At 70.3% G+C, this 17,596-nt stretch carries 13 protein-coding genes; 2 read left to right on the top strand and 11 right to left on the bottom strand.

Annotated elements, in window-relative coordinates:
* Window positions 1–6: 6 nt before the first annotated feature.
* From BJQ95_RS05860 to BJQ95_RS05825, 8 genes are all read right to left on the bottom strand, one after another.
* Window positions 7–873, bottom strand: coding sequence for a DNA-formamidopyrimidine glycosylase family protein (locus BJQ95_RS05860; protein WP_130175957.1), 867 nt, complete (start codon window positions 871–873; stop codon window positions 7–9).
* Window positions 866–5,914, bottom strand: a complete 5,049-nt coding sequence (locus BJQ95_RS05855; RefSeq protein WP_130175956.1) for a DEAD/DEAH box helicase — start codon at window positions 5,912–5,914, stop codon at window positions 866–868. The genes BJQ95_RS05860 and BJQ95_RS05855 overlap by 8 nt, the downstream gene beginning before the upstream one ends.
* Before the next feature lie 166 nt (window positions 5,915–6,080).
* Entirely contained in the window at window positions 6,081–6,908 is an 828-nt protein-coding gene (locus BJQ95_RS05850; RefSeq protein WP_130175955.1) for an SseB family protein, read from the bottom strand.
* Entirely contained in the window at window positions 6,892–7,638 is a 747-nt protein-coding gene (gene priA / locus BJQ95_RS05845) for a bifunctional 1-(5-phosphoribosyl)-5-((5-phosphoribosylamino)methylideneamino)imidazole-4-carboxamide isomerase/phosphoribosylanthranilate isomerase PriA (RefSeq protein ID WP_130175954.1), read from the bottom strand. Before priA ends, BJQ95_RS05850 begins: the two co-directional genes overlap by 17 nt.
* A gap of 62 nt (window positions 7,639–7,700) precedes the next feature.
* Window positions 7,701–8,333 (bottom strand): imidazole glycerol phosphate synthase subunit HisH, encoded by a 633-nt coding sequence (gene hisH / locus BJQ95_RS05840; protein WP_130175953.1) that lies wholly within the window; start codon window positions 8,331–8,333, stop codon window positions 7,701–7,703.
* On the bottom strand, window positions 8,330–8,947 hold the full coding sequence (gene hisB, locus BJQ95_RS05835) for an imidazoleglycerol-phosphate dehydratase HisB (RefSeq protein ID WP_130175952.1): 618 nt from the start codon (window positions 8,945–8,947) through the stop codon (window positions 8,330–8,332). The genes hisH and hisB overlap by 4 nt, the downstream gene beginning before the upstream one ends.
* A 9-nt stretch (window positions 8,948–8,956) precedes the next feature.
* The gene (locus tag BJQ95_RS05830) at window positions 8,957–10,042 is read right to left on the bottom strand and encodes a histidinol-phosphate transaminase (protein WP_130175951.1); all 1,086 of its coding nucleotides are present in this window, start codon (window positions 10,040–10,042) and stop codon (window positions 8,957–8,959) included.
* A 140-nt stretch (window positions 10,043–10,182) separates the two neighbouring features.
* The gene (locus BJQ95_RS05825; protein WP_130175950.1) at window positions 10,183–10,581 is read right to left on the bottom strand and encodes a LysM peptidoglycan-binding domain-containing protein; all 399 of its coding nucleotides are present in this window, start codon (window positions 10,579–10,581) and stop codon (window positions 10,183–10,185) included.
* A 418-nt stretch (window positions 10,582–10,999) separates the two neighbouring features.
* On the opposite strand from BJQ95_RS05825, the gene lexA reads away from it, so the two are divergent.
* Window positions 11,000–11,623: a transcriptional repressor LexA gene (lexA, locus tag BJQ95_RS05820; RefSeq protein WP_240694547.1), complete on the top strand. Its 624-nt coding sequence runs from the start codon at window positions 11,000–11,002 to the stop codon at window positions 11,621–11,623.
* Window positions 11,624–11,701: 78 nt separating this feature from the next.
* Here the strand turns inward: lexA and metE are convergent, their stop codons facing one another.
* The 3 genes from metE to hflX all read right to left on the bottom strand — a co-directional run bounded on the left by metE (window position 11,702) and on the right by hflX (window position 16,890).
* Complete coding sequence (gene metE, locus BJQ95_RS05815; RefSeq protein ID WP_130175948.1) at window positions 11,702–14,023, bottom strand: 5-methyltetrahydropteroyltriglutamate--homocysteine S-methyltransferase; 2,322 nt, start codon at window positions 14,021–14,023, stop codon at window positions 11,702–11,704.
* A complete protein-coding gene (locus BJQ95_RS05810) occupies window positions 14,023–15,066 on the bottom strand; it encodes a methylenetetrahydrofolate reductase (RefSeq protein ID WP_130175947.1) in 1,044 nt (347 codons plus the stop codon). The genes metE and BJQ95_RS05810 overlap by 1 nt, the downstream gene beginning before the upstream one ends.
* 282 nt (window positions 15,067–15,348) lie before the next feature.
* Entirely contained in the window at window positions 15,349–16,890 is a 1,542-nt protein-coding gene (gene hflX / locus BJQ95_RS05805) for a GTPase HflX (protein WP_130175946.1), read from the bottom strand.
* A gap of 41 nt (window positions 16,891–16,931) precedes the next feature.
* Here hflX and BJQ95_RS05800 point away from each other — a divergent pair, with 41 nt between their 5' ends.
* Window positions 16,932–17,552 carry a class I SAM-dependent methyltransferase gene (locus BJQ95_RS05800; RefSeq protein WP_130175945.1) on the top strand — a complete coding sequence of 207 codons (621 nt, stop codon included), beginning with the start codon at window positions 16,932–16,934 and terminating at the stop codon, window positions 17,550–17,552.
* Window positions 17,553–17,596: the final 44 nt, after the last annotated feature.

Below are 17,596 nucleotides of genomic sequence, written 5' to 3'. Positions count from 1 at the left end.
CACGCCTCAGGTTTGGCAGCGCGGGCACCAGTAGGTGACCCGCTTCTCGAGTTCGCTACGGCCCAGTTCGCCGCTCCGGATGCGGGAGCCGCAGCGTCGGCAGGGCTGCCGTTCCCGCCCGTAGACGAAGGTGCGCGCGCCCCGGCGCAGATTGCCGGTGGTGGTGCGCTCCGAGCGATCCCGGTTGGCGGTGATCAGCCGGTGCGCCAGCGCCACCAGGCCGTCAAGGTCGGTGACCTCGCTGACGGGCCGGGTAGGAAGCAGCCCGCGCAGAAAACACAGTTCGTTGACGTACACGTTGCCGAGCCCGGCCAGGTTTCGCTGGTCGCCCAGGGCGACCGCGACCGGCCGCTCCCCCGCGCTGCTCCCGGCCCCGGTGATAGCGGCCGTACGTGCGCCCGCTGCACCGATTGCAGCCGAACTGCTTGCAGCCGCAGTGGTGCCTGCCGCGCGCAGCCGGCGCACCGCCTCCGCCGCGTCCCAGCCGGGTCCGAGCAGGTCCGGGCCCAGGTAGCCGAGGTGCTGCTCGTCCTCAGCCGTGGGAAACAGTTCAAGGGTGCCCAGCTCGAACCCCACGGCCACCCAGTCCGCGGTCTCCAGCACGATTCGGGCCTGGAACGCCGGCCGCTGCCACTTCGTGCCGTGCCTGTACAGATGCCAGGTGCCCTCCATCTTCAGGTGCGAGTGGATGCTGGTCTCCCCTACGTGCGCCACCAGGTGTTTGCCGCGGCTGATGACCTCGTGCACGGTTTGGCCGGTGAGGTCGACGGTGGCGAAGGCGGGCACCCGGAGGTCGCAGCGCGTGAGTGTGGCACCGTGCAGGGCCTCGTCCAGGCTGCGGGCACTGCGGTAAACGGTGTCGCCCTCAGGCACTGAGCCTCAGCCCCCGCGGTGTCTCGGTGAAGCCGGCGGCGCGCAGGGCGTCGCCCACCGTGGTGCCGAGCACGAACTCGGCATTCACGGTTTCCACCGCGAGCTTGGGCACCCGCCCGGCGGTGACCGTCGCGGCGAGCGACCGGGCGGCCGCCAGCACGGTGTCGGACGGCGCCGGTCGAGGCGTGCCCGCTTTCGCCGGGGCGGTGCGCGCCGCCGCCGCCGAACGGGCCGGAGCAGAACCTGCCCGCGCGGCGGGCGCGGAAGGCGCGGCGGACGTCGTCGCGTCGTCCGTACCCTCAAGTCTGTCCGCGTCGGCGGCGGCCGGATCGAAGACGAGCATCGACTTGCCGCCGCGCTCCACATAGAGCACCAGGTGCCCGTCGACGAGCACCACGAGGCCGCCGGCCTTGCGTCCGGGCCTATGGCCGGTGCCCTCGGGCAGGGCCGGCCAGGGCAGCACGGCGCCATACGGGTTGGCCGGGTCGGTGGCTGCCAGGGTCACCGTGCTCGCCGCCGACCTGTCGCCGCGTTCGGCGCGCCCCGCCTGGTCGACGTAGCCACGCATCCGGTCGATGGTGCCGGCCGTGGCGAACTGGGACGCCCCGAGCCCCTCGACGAAGTAGCCCCTGCGGCACCGGCCCATCTCCTCGAAGCCGCTGAGGGTCTTGTAGACCAGCGCGAAACCGCCCAGCACGTTCTCGCCCATCACGGCGCCGCGGGTGACCACGCCATAGCGTTCAAGCATGGTCTCGCCCAGTGCGTGCGCCCGGCGGGTGGCCGAGGTGTCGGCGACGGGCACGATCGACCAGCGACCGGACACCGTGGGCGGGCCCTGGCGGCTGGGCAGGCTGGGCCGGGGCAGGGCGCGGCCGCGGTGCAGCCGGGCGCGCGGCGCGGCGCGGCGAGTGGAGTGCGCCGTCTTGCCGCCGGAGACCAGCGAGCGCACCGGGGCGAAGGTGTCGTTGCTCACCAGGCCGGACCAGACCAGGTCCCACAGCGCGTCGACGAGTTCGCCGTCGTCCTGGCTGCCCACGGAGTCGGCCAGCTGCCGGAAGAAGTAGCCGCCACCGGTGCCCAGGGTGGCGAGGATCTCCCGCTGAAGCGCGGTGGTGTCCAACGCGGTGGGGACGGGCAGGGTGAGCGGAGCCGTGTCGGTCAGGTGCAGGCTCACCCAGCCGTCGTTGCCGGCGAGGGTGCCGGCGCCGGCCCAGAGCACCTCGCCGGCGTTGGTGAGTTCGTCGAGCATGCCGGGGTTGTAGTCGCTCACCCGGGCGGGCAGGATCAGCGTCTCCCAGGCGGAAGCCGGGATGCGGGCGCCCTCGAGCTGTTCGATCACGGAGACAACGCCGTCGACGCCGCGCAGTTTGCCGCCCACGTGTTGCCAGGCCGGCAGGAACCGGCCGAGGGTGGCCTGGTCGACGGGCTCGACCTCGTGCCGCAGCGCCGCAAGCGAGCGGCGGCGCAGGCGGCGCAGCACCTCGGCGTCACACCATTCGCTGCCGCTGCCGTGCGGGCGGAACTCGCCCTCGAGGATCCGCCGGGCATCCGCCAGCCGGCGCAGGGCACCCAGGGCGATGGCGGCGCCGAACCCGAACCTGGCGGCGACGTCGGCCGTGGTGAACGGCCCGTGGGTGCGGGCGTACCGGCTGACCAGGTCGCCGAGGGGGTCTTTCACGCTCTCGGTGAAGGCCTCGGGGATGCCGGGGGCCAGCGGAACGCCGAGGGCGTCGCGCAACCGGCCGGCATCCTCGATCACCGCCCAGCGTTCCTCGCCGGCGATACCCACCTTGAGGGCACGCCGGGCACTGGTGAGGGCGTCGAGGTGGGCGCGGGCCTCGGCCTCGGTGGCGGCGGGCGGTGCGGATGCGTCGGGGCCGTCGGTGGCGTCGGACTCGGACTCGCCCGCATCCGGTGTCTCAGCGATCGCGGGGACGTGGGCGCTGGTCTGCAGCCGGGCGGCAACTTCGGCGACGGTGAGCGGGCCGAGGCCGCGGAGCAGGTCGGCGACACCCTCCAGTCCCTTGGCGCGACGGTCCGGTGCCACCCGCTGCAGTTCCGCGTCGGTGCGCTCCATCACCACGGGGTCGAGCAGTTCCCGCAGTTCCACCCGGCCGAGCAGCTCGGCGAGCAGTCCGGAGTCGATCGAGAGGGCGGTGGCCCGGCGTTCGGCCAGCGGCGAATCGCCCTCGTACATGAACGCGGCGACGTAGCCGAAGAGCAGGGCGTTGGCGAACGGGCTCGCCGAGTCGGTGCTGGTCTCCACCAGCCGGATCGACCGGCTGGCCACCTGCTTGGCCAGCGCCACGAGGGCAGGCAGGTCGTAGACATCCTGCAGGCATTCGCGGATGGTTTCGAGGATGATCGGGAACGACGGGTACTCGCGGGCCACGTCCAGCAGCTGGGATGCCTTCTGCCGCTGTTGCCAGAGCGGCGACCGGCTGCCCGGCCGGTACCGGGGCAGCAGCAGGGCGCGGGCGGCGCACTCGCGGAACCTGGAGGCGAACAGGGCGGAGCCGCCGACCTCATCGGTGACGAGTTGCTCGAGTTCGTCCGGGTCGAAGACGAAGAGGTCGGCGCCGGGCGGTTCCGCCTCGGTGTCGGGGATGCGCACCACGATGCCGTCGTCGCTGGCGACGCAGGCTCCGTCGATGCCGAAGCGCTCGCGCACCCGGGCGCCCACGGCGAGGGCCCAGGGCGCGTGCACCGTGAGGCCGAACGGCGAGTGCAGGATGACCCGCCAATCGCCGAGCTCGTCACGGAACCTCTCCACGACCAGGGTCTGGTCGGTGGGCAGGTACCGGGTGGCTGCACGCTGCTCGTCGAGGAAGACCAACAGGTTGGTCGTCGCGCGTGCGTCAAGGCCCGCGGCCAGGCACCGCGCGTTCGCCTTGGCGGGGGTGAGCGCCGACACCTCACGGAGGAAGGCGCCGATGGCCGCACCGAGCTCGGCGGGCCGGCCCAGGCCGTCGCCCTTCCAGAACGGCAGCCGGCCCGGTTCGCCGAACGCGGGCACCACGAGCACCCTGTCGTGGGTGATCTCCTGGATGCGCCAGCTGGTGGCGCCGAGCGCGAACACGTCGCCGACCCTGGATTCGTAGACCATTTCCTCGTCGAGCTCGCCGACGCGGCGGCCGGTGGGCGAGTCGCCGCCGACCATGAAGACGCCGAACAGGCCGCGGTCGGGGATGGTGCCGCCGCTGGTGACGGCCAGGCGTTGGGCGCCGGGCCGTCCAGTGAGCAGGCCCGAGTCGCGGTCCCAGATGATGCGTGGTCGCAGTTCGGCGAACTGGTCGGACGGGTACCGGCCGGCGAGCAGGTCGAGGGTGGCTTCGTACGCGGAGCGGGGCAGGGTCGCGAACGGTGCGCTCCGCCGCACGGCGTCGAACCATTCCTCGGCGTCGATGGGTTCGAGGGCGACGGCGGCGACGGTCTGCTGGGCGAGGATGTCGAGTGGGTTCGCGGGCACCTGCAGCGACTCGATCATGCCGGAGACCATCCGCTCGGCGGCGACGGTGGCGTGGATGAGGTCGGCCCGGTGTTTGGGGAAGATGATGCCCCTGGAGACCTCGCCGACCTGGTGGCCGGCCCGGCCCACCCGTTGCAGGCCGCTGGCCACGGACGGCGGCGATTCGACCTGCACCACCAGGTCGACCTCGCCCATGTCGATGCCGAGCTCAAGACTCGAGGTGGCCACCACGCAGCGCAGCCTCCCGGACTTGAGGTCGTCCTCGATCATGGCCCGCTGTTCCTTGCTCACCGAGCCGTGGTGGGCGCGGGCGAGCAGCGCTTCGGCGCCCTCGCTCTGGCCGCTGCCGCCCAGCAGTTCCGCGGGCGGCCGCGGCGGTGGCGTGACGGCAGCCCGGGCAGAGGATGCGCCGGCGCCGCCTGCCGCGCCGGGTCCGGCGCCAGCCGTGCCGCCGGCATCCGTTGCGCTGCCGCTTGGGCCACCCGCGAGCACCAGCTCGGCCTCGTCCGCGGCGGCGAGCCGATCGGAATAGATCTCGTTGAGCCGGGCGGTGAGCCGCTCGGCCAGCCGCCGGGAATTGGCAAAGACTATCGACGAGGAGTGCGCGAGAACGGCATCCACGATGGCGTCTTCGACGTGCGGCCAGATCGACCCGGTCTGCGGGGCGGCGGCGGAGGTGGCGCCCTCCGGGGCGGACACGGCGCCGAGCTGGGTCATGTCGTCGACGGGCACGACCACGCGCAGGTCGAATCGCTTCTCGTTCTTCGGCGCCACGATCTCGACCGGCTCGAGGCCGCCGAGGAACCGGGCGACCTCCGACGCCGGCCGGACCGTGGCGGACAGGCCGATGCGCTGGGCCGGCTTGGCGAGCAGGGCGTCGAGGCGTTCGAGGGACACGGCGAGGTGCGCGCCGCGTTTGCTGGCCGCGACGGCGTGGATCTCGTCGATGATCACGGTGTCGACACCACGCAGCGACTCGCGGGCGGCGGAGGTGAGCATCAGGAAGAGTGATTCCGGGGTGGTGATGAGGATCTCGGGTGGCGTCTTCACGAGCGCGCGGCGGTCCGCGGCGGGGGTGTCGCCGCTCCGCACGCCGACGGTCACCCGCACCGGTGCCAGGCCGAGCCGTTCGGCGGCCTGGCCGATGCCCACCAGTGGCGCGCGAAGGTTGCGTTCCACGTCCACGCCGAGGGCCTTCAGCGGCGAGATGTAGAGCACCCGGGTGCCGGTGGGCGCGGCGGTGGCAGCTGGGGAGGACGTAGGCGCGGCGGCGGCAGCTGGGGAGGACGCAGGCATGGCGGCGGCAGCTGAGGAAGACGCAGGCATGGCGGCGGTATCAGTGGCGGCGGCATCCGTCACCGTCGGCGTGCCTGCGGAGGCCGAGTAGAGCCGGTCGAGCGCCCAGAGAAACGCGGCCAGGGTCTTGCCCGACCCGGTGGGGGCGACGACGAGGGTATGCGAGCCGCGGGAGATGGCGTCCCAAGCGCCGAGCTGAGCCTCGGTGGGAGCGTCGAACGCGCCGGAGAACCAGGTTCGGGTGGCCGGCGACAGTCGCTGCAGAATCTCCGTCATCCTCCCATCCTCCCCGATCCCACCGACATCGGCCCGGATGCCGCCCCCACTGTTCCCGATGCGGACAATTGTGCCCGGCACACCGGGTGCAATTGTCCGGAGTGGTAATAGTTAGTGCTGCCGGGGCGGATGCCGCGCGCGGGACGGGCGGATGCGGCGGGACGGGTCAGGCGGAGGCGACGAGCTGCACGCGCAGGGAATCGACGCCGGTGGCGATGACGTCGTCGGCGGCCCAGCGGGCGGCCAGGCGGGCCAGGGTGGCGTCGAGGTCCGCGCGGCTGAGCCCGTCGACGAGCTCAAGGCGCACGATCAGCTCGGGTCCGGCCAGCCGGGCCTCGGGGTCTCCGGCGGTGAGGCGAACCGACAGTGCGGCGAGTTCGGTCGTGATGGACTCCTCGAACGCGGCGGCGACCTGACGGCTGGCGTAGCTCGGGGTCCACGGCGCGGACTGCGCGATGGCCCAGAGCGCCGGCCGGCGCACGACGAATTCGGTCTCGGCGGTGGGGTCGAGCACCACCAGGTCGGTGTTCTCCTGCGCGGCCGCCAGGGCCACCCGGGCCGCGTCGGCGGGCACCGGCCTGGCCTCGGTGTTCCATTGGCGCATCGTGGCGGAAGACGAGAACACCGGCAGCACCGCCCGGCCGTCCGGCCCGGCGACGGTGATGATGGACAGTTCCTGGGTCTTGTCGACCCGCAGGCCGTGCGGGCTATGTTCGGCGGACCCGGTGGCGCCGTCACCGCCGTCCGCATCCGCGCCGAGCGCGGCAACCAGCGGGATCAGCAGACGCGCCGAGCGGAGGGCGTCGATCACGCCCTCCTCGCCCAGCTCTCTGGCACGGAAACGGCCGAGCGCGGCGATCAGCGCCGGCGGCGCCAGGCCGTCATCGTCGGCGAACGCGGTGTCGTCCAGGGACCGGCCCGCCCAGGGCTGGCCGGCGGAGTCGGCGCCCGGGTCCGGCCGGCCGGTGGAGCCGAGGTTATGCGCCGGAGACATCCAGCGCCTCGGCGAGGGTGAACGCGCCGGCGTACAGCGCCTTGCCCACGATCGCGCCCTCAAGGCCCAGCGGCACGAGCTCGCGCAGCGCCGCGATGTCGTCGAGGCTGGCGATGCCACCGGAGGCGATCACCGGGCGGTGGGTGCGCTCCATGACCTCGCGCAGCAGTTCGAGGTTCGGGCCCTTGAGGGTGCCGTCCTTGGTGACGTCGGTGACGACGTACCGGGTGCAGCCGGCTTCTTCGAGACGTTCGAGCACCTGCCACAGGTCGCCGCCGTCCTTGGTCCAGCCTCGGGCGGCGAGGGTGGTGCCGCGCACGTCCAGGCCCACCGCGATGGCGTCGCCGTACTGCGCGATCACACTCGCGGCCCACTCCGGGTTCTCCAGTGCGGCGGTACCGAGGTTGATCCGCTTCACGCCGGTGTTCAGTGCCGCTTCCAGCGATGCGTCGTCGCGGATGCCGCCGGAGAGCTCGACGTTGACGCCGCGGAGCTGCTTGATGACCTTCTTGAGCACGCTGGTGTTGTTGCCACGGCCGAACGCCGCGTCGAGGTCGACGAGGTGGATCCACTCGGCGCCCTGGTTCGCCCAGTCGAGGGCGGCATCCATCGGGTCGCCGTAGTTGGTCTCGGTGCCGGCTTCACCCTGGGTGAGGCGCACGGCCTTGCCGTCGGCGACGTCGACGGCGGGCAGGAGGACCAGCTTCGGGGTCTTGTTGAACTCGCTCATGATGTGCTGTGGTGACCTTTTCGTGTTCGTGCGGCAGCGTGTGAGCGGCCGACTGGGGATGTCTAGTCGCGGAGCGTGCCGAGCCAGTTCTTCAGCAGGCGGATGCCCGCGTCCCCGCTCTTCTCCGGGTGGAACTGGGTGGCCGTCAACGGGCCGTTCTCGACCGCGGCCAGGAACGGTGCTCCGTGTTCGGCCCAGGTGAGCCGGGGAACCGGGAACGGCGGCATGACGTCGAGGGTCCATTCCTGGGCGGCGTAAGAGTGCACGAAGTAGAACCGCTCCTCCTCCAGCCCGCGGAACAGCACCGACTCGGGGTCGGCGGTGACGGTGTTCCAGCCCATGTGCGGCAGCACCGGTGCCGGCAGCGCGGTGACGGTACCCGGCCACTCGCCGAGGCCCTCGGTGTCGACGCCGCGTTCGACGCCGTGTTCGAACATGACCTGCATGCCCACGCAGATCCCCATCACCGGGCGCCCGCCGGAGAGGCGTTTGTCGATGATGTCCCCACCGTGGGCGTCGTTCAGTGCCGCCATCACGGCGCTGAACGCGCCGACGCCGGGAACGAGGAGGCCGTCGGCTTCGAGGGCGAGCTTGCGGTCACCGGTGAGGGTGACGTCGGCGCCGGCCAGCTCGAGCGCCTTGACGGCCGAGTGCACGTTGCCGGTGCCGTAGTCCAGGACGACGACCGAGGTCACAGGGCACCCTTGGTGGACGGGATCCCGGACACGAGCGCGTCGTAGGTCTTGGCCTGGCGGAAGGCGCGGGCGAAGGCCTTGAACTCGGCCTCCGCGATGTGGTGCGGGTCGCGGCCGCCGACCACGGTGACGTGCACCGTGAGCGCGGCGTTGAAGGCGATGGCTTCGAAGACGTGCCGCACCATGGAGCCGGTGAAGTGGCCGCCGATGAGGTGGAATTCGAACCCGGCCGGCTCCCCGGTGTGCACCAGGTAGGGCCGCCCGGAGATGTCCACCACGGCCTGCACCAGGGCTTCGTCCAACGGCACCAGCGCGTCGCCGTAGCGGGAGATGCCGGACTTGTCGCCCAGGGCCTGCTTGATGGCCTGACCCAGGACGATGCCGATGTCTTCGACGGTGTGGTGCACGTCGATCTCGATGTCGCCCTTGGCGTGCACGGTGAGGTCGGTCAGCGAGTGCTTCGCGAAGGCCGTGAGCAGGTGGTCGTAGAACGGCACACTGGTGTGGATGTCGCTCACCCCGGTGCCGTCGAGGTCGATCGACAGGTCGATGCTCGATTCGCTCGTTTCGCGCTGCAGGTGGGCACGGCGAGGCGAGGGCGTGACATTGCTCATGGCGTTAGTTTATTCGGCTATCGGAGCGAGCCGTGCGATGGCGTCCAGGAACGCGGTCGTCTCGGCGGCGGTGCCGGCCGAGACCCGCAGGTGGCCGGGGATTCCGACGTCGCGGATCAGGATGCCGTCGAGAAGGAGCGCCTCGAAGGTGGCGCGCGGGTCGGCGACCCCGCCGAAGAGCACAAAGTTGCTGCTGCTGCGGAGTGGGCTGAAGCCTAGAGCCCTCAGCTCGGTGACCAGCCGGTCGCGTTGCACCCGGATGTCGTCGACCATGGCGAGCATCTCGCCGGTGTGGGCCAGCGCCGCGACGGCGGCCGCCTGGGTGAGCGCGGACAGGTGATAAGGCAGCCGCACCAAGCGCAGCGCATCCGTGACCGCCGGGTCGGCGGCGAGGTAGCCGAGCCGTACGCCGGCGAACGCGAACGCCTTGCTCATGGTGCGCGACACCAGTAGGCGTTCCCGGCCCGGCAACAGGGTCAGGGCGGTGTCGGTGCCGTCGGGTGCGAACTCGGCGTAGGCCTCGTCGACCACGACGATGCCCGGGGTGGCGTTGTAGACGGCTGCGATAGTCGCCAGGGACAGCGGTGTGCCGGTGGGGTTGTTCGGCGAGCAGAGGAAGACGATGTCCGGCGCGCTCTCCCGCACCCACCGGGCGGCGGTCTCCGGCGAGAGCTCGTAGTCGGCGTCGCGGTCGCCGGGGATCCAGCGGGTATCGGTGCCGGACGCGAGAATGGAGTACATCGAGTAGGTCGGGGCGAAGCCGAGCAGGGACCGGCCCGGGCCGCCGAAGGCCTGCAGCACCTGCTGCAGAACCTCGTTGGAGCCGTTGGCCGCCCACATGTTGTCGCGGGTGAGACCGTGGCCGAGGTAGCCGGCGAGATCGTCCCGCAGCTGGCTGAATTCCCGGTCGGGGTACCGGTTGACGGTAAGGATGGCGTCGGCCAGGGCGGCCGCGATGTCGGAGGCGACGGCGGGCGGGATCGGGTGGGTGTTCTCGTTGACGTTCAACGCCACCGGCACGTGCAGCTGGGGTGCACCGTACGGGATTTGTCCACGGAGGTTGGCACGCAGGGGCAGGTCGTCGAGGCTGGTCACCCGAACAAGCTTAGTTGCGCCGCGCCGGGCCTCATTCAACGGGCCTGTGCGGTGGCCGGATCACGCGGGCGCCGGATCATGCGGCGGCCGGATCAGTTGTCGGCCGGATCAGTTGTCGGCCGGATCAGTAGTCGGCCGGATCAGTAGTCGGCGGGTAGCGCGAGGCGCTGGCCGGGCTGCACGGCCTCGGAGGCGAGCTGGTTGAGGTTGACGATGTCGGCGATCACGTCGCGCGGGTCCTGCGACGGGGCAATCGTCTCGGCCAGCTGCCAGAGGGACTGGCCGGCTTCGATGGTGACGTAGTCGAAAGCGGCCGCGCCGATGCCTGCGGTGCCCTCGGCCGCGGCCATGCCGCCGTTGAGGGCGACGCCGATGGCGCCGAGCACCAGGGGCACCGCGGCGAGGGTGGTGAACACGGCGCGCCCGCGACGGGTCAGTCGCAGGTGCGTGGTGGGCGTGCTGGCCTGGGCGGGGCTGATTCGGGTGTGGCTGGCCGCGGCGTGGGTGATGGAGCCGGGCTTCACTGCGTATGCGCTCATGTCAAACCTCCTGGTAACGCATCTGGCCCTCGGCCGGGAGGGCCAGATGCGAATCTATGTTCCGAATATATCTTCGAGTGTTCGAACAATCAACCCTGTTTCCGGATATTGTGGAGAGATATTCCGCAACACACTCGAATGCATGTCTACGACATCGTCGCTCGGTGGCTACAGTTTTGATCGGGTAGCAGTACTCAAACAGACACCACCGACATTGCCGCCGACGGTTCTCAGACGCACTTCGGTGGCACCATGTGCCGGCACGGTCCGTGCCGCACAGCTAGCAACACCAGCCCCAGACCGAGCACCAGCCCAACCGACTAACCAGAGGAGCGACACCGTGGCACAACAGAGCACACCTCGGGACAAGGGCGGCACGCGACGCCGCAAGAGCCTGAGCGATAAACAGCGCGCCGTGATGGACGTCATCCAGCGTTCGGTCCGCGACCGCGGCTATCCGCCGAGCATGCGCGAGATCGGTGACGCGGTGGGCCTGTCCTCGCTGTCAAGCGTGACCCACCAGCTGCACCAGCTCGAGTTGAGCGGGTACCTGCGTCGCGACCCGCACCGGCCACGCGCGCTGGAGGTGCTCATCGAGCTGCCCCAGTCCTCCGAGGAGGTCACGCCAGGCGCCGCAGACGACTACCAGTCCGGCATCCAGGTGGGCGACGCGGCGATGGTGCCGCTCGTCGGACGCATCGCCGCCGGTATCCCGATCATGGCCGACCAGCAGATCGACGAGATCTTCCCGCTCCCCCGCCAGTTGGTCGGCAAGGGCGAGCTGTTCATGCTCAAGGTTGTCGGTGAGTCGATGATCGACGCCGCCATCTGCGACGGTGACTGGGTGGTCATCCGTCAGCAGAAGACCGCGGAGAACGGTGAGATCGTCGCCGCCATGCTCGACGGCGAGGCCACCGTGAAGGTGCTGCGGCAGCGTGACGGCCACACCTGGCTGCTGCCACGCAACACCAACTTCGAGCCGATCCTGGGCGACTACGCCGAGGTCCTCGGCAAGGTCGTCGCGGTGTTGCGTTCGGTCTAGCCCCGGTTCCCACGAAACAGGCCCGACCCCGCGTGGGGTCGGGCCTGTTCTGTTACCGGCGGAACTCAAGAAAACGGATCAGACCAGGGTCGCCCGCACGGCGCGCGTCGCGTCGACGATGTTGCGCAGCGACTCCACGGTCTCCGCGTAGCCGCGGGTCTTCAGCCCGCAGTCCGGGTTGACCCAGACCTGGCGGGCGGGGATCGATTCAAGCGCCCGCTCGAGCAGCTCGGTGATCTCCGCCACCCCGGGCACGCGGGGCGAGTGGATGTCGTAGACGCCCGGGCCGATACCGTGGTCGAAGCCGCTGGCCTGCAGATCGGCCACGACCTCCATCTTCGACCTGGCGGCCTCGATGCTGGTGACGTCGGCGTCGAGGTTGCGGATCGCGTCGATGACGACCCCGAACTCGGAGTAACAGAGGTGCGTGTGGATCTGGGTCGCATCGGCCACGCCGGCGGTGGCCAGTCTGAACGATCCGACGGACCAGTCGAGGTAGTCCGCGTGGTCCTTCTTCTTCAGCGGCAGCAGCTCCCGCAGCGCCGGCTCGTCGACCTGCACGACCTGGATGCCCGCAACCTCGAGGTCTCGGATCTCGTCGCGGAGGGCGAGCGCGACCTGACGGGCGGTCTCGCCCAGCGGCTGGTCGTCACGCACGAACGACCAGGCCAGGATGGTGACCGGTCCGGTGAGCATGCCCTTGACCGGCTTCTCGGTGCGGCTCTGGGTGTAGCTGGACCATTCCACTGTGATCGGCGCCGGCCGGGACACATCACCCCAGAGGATGGACGGTCGGGTGCACCGGCTGCCGTAGGACTGCACCCAGCCGTTCTCGGTCACGGTGAAGCCGTCCAGGTTCTCGGCGAAGTACTGCACCATGTCGTTGCGTTCGGGTTCGCCGTGCACCAGCACGTCCAGGCCCAGGTCTTCCTGGAGTTGCACGACCCGGTCGATCTCGGCGCGCATGAGGTCCTGGTAGGCGGCGGGGTCCAGCTCGCCGGAGACCAAGCGGGCACGGGCGCGGCGGATGTCGCCGGTCTGCGGGAAGGAGCCGATGGTGGTGGTCGGCAACGGCGGCAGGTTGAGCACGGCCGTCTGCGCGGCGAGCCGTGTCTCGTAGTCGCCGCGGCTGAAGTCCGCCGGGCTGAGCCTGTCGAGCCGGGCGCGCACGGCACCGTCGCGCACGCCGGGTGCGACCCGGCGCTCGGCGAGGGATGCTGTGGCCGCAGCGAGCTCGGCCTGGATGGCGTCCCGGCCCGCGGTCAGACCGCGAGAGAGGGTGGCGACCTGCCCGATCTTCTGATCGGCGAAGGCCAGCCAGCCGGTGAGGTCCGCACCGAGCTTGGTCTCGTCGGTGACGTCGTGCGGCAGGTGCAACAGGGAGGTGGAGGTGGACACCGTGACCCGGTCGGTCAGGGCGCGCAGCCGGCCGATTGTGTCGAATGCCGCCGCGAGGTCCCCCCGCCAGATGTTGTGGCCGTCGATGACACCGGCAACGAGGGTCGTGTCGTCCAGCCCGGGGATGCCGGCCGGCACCGTGCCGCGCACCAGGTCCAGGCCGATCGCCTCGACCGGGGTGCCGGCCAGCACGGGAAGGGCGTCGTCGAGGCTGCCGTAGGGGGCTGCGACGAACAGGGCCGGGCGGGAGTCGAGCCCGCCGAGGGTCTTGTAGGCCTGGGCGAGGGCGGCCAGGGCGCGATCTCGCGGGATGCCGATGCTCTCGCTCACGAGACCGGGTTCGTCCAGCTGCACCCACTCGGCGCCGGCCGCGGCGAGGCGTTCGATCAGGGTCGCGTAGACGGGCAGCAGGTCGTCGAGGCGGTCGAGGGGGTGGAAGCCGGCCGGGGCCACTTCGCTCGGCTTGGCCAGCAGCAGGAAGGTGACCGGGCCGACGATGACCGGCCGGGTGAGGAAACCGTCGGCGACGGCTTCCTCGAATTCCCGCACGATGCGGTCGCTGGCGAGGTGGAACCGGGTCTCGGGGCCGATCTCCGGCACCAGGTAGTGGTAGTTGGAGTCGAACCACTTGGTCATCTCGAGGGGCAGGTTCTGGCCCGCGCCCCGAGCAAGGGTGAAGTAGCCGGCCAGGTCGAGGCGACCGTCGGCGTCAACGAGGTCCGCGAACCTGTCGGGCACGGCGCCCACCGTGACGGCGGCATCCAGCACCTGGTCGTAGAACGAGAAGCTCTCGGGGATCGACGAGTCGGCGCGGCCGAGGCCGAGTCCGGCGAGGCGCTCCCTGGTGGTGCGACGCAGCGCCCACGCGACCGCCTCCAGCTCGGCGGTGTCGATGCGGCCGGCCCAGAAGGCTTCGACGGCCTTTTTCAGTTCGCGCCGGCGTCCGATTCTGGGGTAGCCGAGGATCGTTCCGGTGGGGAATGCGGGGACGGTGGTGGTCATCAATAGTCCTTCGTGGAGTTAATGCCGGTGTGGACGCCGAGAGAGGCGCTGGGCGAGGTCGGGGGTGCGGGTTGGGACCGGCCGGGCGCCAGAGCACCGGCGCGGTCGAGGACGGTGAGGACGGTCTCGTGCTGGTTGAAGGCGTAGAGGTGCAGGCCGGGCGCGCCGCCGGCGATGAGCTTTCGCGCCAGGGTCACGGCATGGTCGATGCCGATCTCGCGCTGACCTTCGGCGGTGGGCTCGACCTCCAGCTGGATCGCCAGCTCGGAGGGCAGGTCCTCACCGGAGAGCTCGAGGATGCGCCGCAACCGGCCGGGGCTGGTGACGGGCATGATCCCCGGGAGGATCGGGAACTCCACCCCGGCCTCCCTGGCCCGCTGGATGAAGCTCAGGTAGTGGTCGGCGTGGAAGAAGAGTTGGGTGATGGCAAGGTTGGCTCCGGCGGCCTGCTTGGCCAGCAGGGTGTCGATGTCCTGCGCCGTGGACCGGGAGCGCGGGTGCCCGTTCGGGAACCCGGCCACCGCGATGCGCACGTGTTCGTGTTCGGTCTTGACGGCGCGGGCACGGGGCAGTCCGGGGATCGGCGTCTCCCGGTACGGCACCCGTTCGGCCTGTACCCGGTGGATCAGTTGCACGAGTTCACCGGCGCTCTGCAGGTCGCCCAGAAAGGTGTCGCCTTCCGCGAGCCCCTCGGGCGGGTCTCCGCGCAGGGCCAGGAAGCTCCGCACTCCGGCGTCGAGGAACTCGCGGATCAGGCTGCTCGCCTCGGCGTGCGAGGAGCCGACGCAGGTCAGGTGTGCCATCGGGTCGACCCGGGTGGCCTGGAGGATGTAGCGAAGCACGTCCAGGGACGAGGTGCGGGAGGAGCCGCTGGCCCCGTAGGTCACCGAGATGAAGTCGGGTGCGGCCGCGGCGAGGGCGTCGATGGTGGTGTGCAGTGCGGTTGCGGCGGCATCCGATTTGGGCGGGTACAGCTCGAACGAGAATGGCGTGGTGGGCGGACAGGCCGGGTCCGTTGATGCTGATTCTGGGCTCGCGGTCATGGTTCCTCATTCGGCATGGTGGGTTCAGATCGGTGGGCCTGGCGGCCGCGGACCGCCGGGCAAACCGGCAGGTGCTCGCGGGCGGGTGCCGGGCTCGGCTGTCGCTCCATGCCGGGCAGGATATCCCTGCCGGCAACGAATGAGATGACTCTAACAATGCGCGTTCGGGCCGCGCTGGTGCATGGCCGAATGTTACGTGCCGCATTCACACGGCTTAACGAGCCGAAGGCGGCACTCGCTCCTGGTTCAGGATGAGGGTGCCGCCTTCGGGCGGGATGCGTCTTAGCCGGCGATGGCCGGGATCACCACGTACGGGGTGAACTGGGCCTCGATACCGGGCGAGACCAGTGCGGTGACCTGGGTGCCGGTCTCCGAGTAGTCCAGTGCCAGCACCTTGCCCTGCTCGTGCAGGATCGGAATGAGGTCGCCTCGGTCGTACGGAATCAGCAGGTCCAACCGGATCTCCGGTCGGGGCAGCATGGTTTCCAGGACCTGCAGCACCTCCTGGATGCCTTCACCGGTGCGTGCCGACACGAAGATCGCCTTGGGGGCCAGTCCGCGCAGCACCAGACGGTCGTCGTCGCCGACCAGGTCGCTCTTGTTGAACAGCACCAGCTCGTGGATGTCGCTGGCGCCGACCTCGCCGATCACCTCACGCACCGTGGCCAGCTGGCTGGCTGGGTCGGGGTGGGATGCGTCGACGACGTGGATGATGACGTCGGAGTCCGCGACCTCTTCGAGGGTGGACCTGAACGCTTCGACCAACTGGTGCGGCAGGTTGCGCACAAAACCGACGGTGTCGGTGAAGGTGTACAGCCGGCCGTCGGCCGTCGTGGACTTGCGCACGGTGGCGTCGAGGGTGGCGAAGAGAGAGTTCTCCACGAGCACCCCGGCCTTGGTGATGCGGTTGAGCAGGCTGGACTTGCCGGCGTTGGTGTAGCCGACGATGGCGACGGAGGGCACCGCGTTGCGCTTGCGATTGGCGCGCTTGGCCTCGCGGGCCGGCTTCATCTCGATCATCTGCTTCCGCAGCCGCGACATGCGGGTGTGGATGCGGCGGCGGTCGAGTTCGATCTTCGTCTCACCGGGTCCACGCGAGCCCATGCCGGCCCCGGCGCCACCCACCTGGCCACCGGCCTGGCGGGACATCGAGTCACCCCAACCGCGCAGGCGGGGAAGCAGGTAGGCGAGCTGGGCGAGTTCGACCTGCGCCTTGCCCTCCCGGCTCTTGGCGTGCTGGCTGAAGATGTCCAGGATCACGGCGGTGCGGTCGATGACCTTCACCTTGACCACGTCCTCCAGGGCACGCCGCTGGCTGGGCGCCAGTTCGGAGTCGGCGATCACGGTGTCGGCGCCAAGCGCCGCCACGATAGACGCGAGTTCAAGGGCCTTGCCCTTGCCGAGATACGTGCTCGGGTCCGGCGTGGCCCGGCGCTGCAGCAGACCGTCGAGCACGGTGGCGCCGGCGGTTTCGGCCAGGGCGGCGAGCTCGCGCATGGAGTTCTCGGCGTCGAGCAGGCTACGGGCGGAGTACACGCCGATCAGCACGACGTTCTCCAGGCGCAGCTGGCGGTATTCGACCTCGGTGACGTCCTGCAGTTCGGTGGAGAGCCCACCGACGCGGCGCAGGGCATTGCGGTCTTCACGCTCGGTCTGTTCACCGTCGTGATCGCCGCCGTCGAATCCGCCGTCGGCAGGTCGGGCCTGCAGGGCCTGTGCGGACCCGCTAGCGAATAAGGAGTAGCCGGACGAACGGCTCTCGGCGCTCGCCAGCACGCGCGCAACTACATCGTCATCGTCGTGTGGAGCGGTTGATTCATCCATTGCTTTAACTGTAGTTCCTCTTCTTTCGATAAGTTCGTTGTATGGCATCCGAACACTATTTCTCGTCGGCTCCGGGCAGCGACCTGAAATTGCGGCAGATCACCGTGAAGATCGCCGGCGCGATCCGCGAGGTCACCACCGCGAACGCGATTTTCTCTCCCGAGCACATCGACACCGGCACCAAGGTTCTGATGCGTGAGGCTCCGCTGCCCTCCGGCGGCGGGGATGTGCTGGACCTCGGCTGCGGCTGGGGACCGATCAGCCTGCACCTGGCTCTGGCCGATCCGTCCGCCACGGTTTGGGCCGTCGACGTCAACGAGCGAGCCCTCGAGCTGGTGCGGATGAACGCCGCCAACCTCGGACTCACCAACATCAACGCGGTTCTGCCGGCGGATGTTCCCGAAACCCTGTCTTTCGCGGGCATCTGGTCGAACCCGCCCATCCGCGTGGGCAAGGCCGAGCTGCACTCGATGCTCGAGCACTGGTTGCCGTGGCTGACGCCCGGCACGGATGCCTGGCTCGTTGTGCAGCGCAACCTCGGGTCCGATTCGCTGCAGCGCTGGCTGGCCGAGGAGTTCCCGGACCAGCCCGGTGCCCTGGCGGTCTCCCGGTACGCCACCGACAAGGGCTTCCGCATCCTGCGCACCCACCGCCTCCCCTAGACCCAGCCCCTTTCCCTGCCGCGAACTGTGAGTTAAGCACCCAA

It is taken from the genome of Cryobacterium sp. SO1, from assembly GCF_004210215.2.
Classification (GTDB): domain Bacteria; phylum Actinomycetota; class Actinomycetes; order Actinomycetales; family Microbacteriaceae; genus Cryobacterium.
The sequence above is the reverse complement of the archived record's forward strand: the minus strand, read 5'-3'. Positions and strand labels throughout refer to the sequence as shown.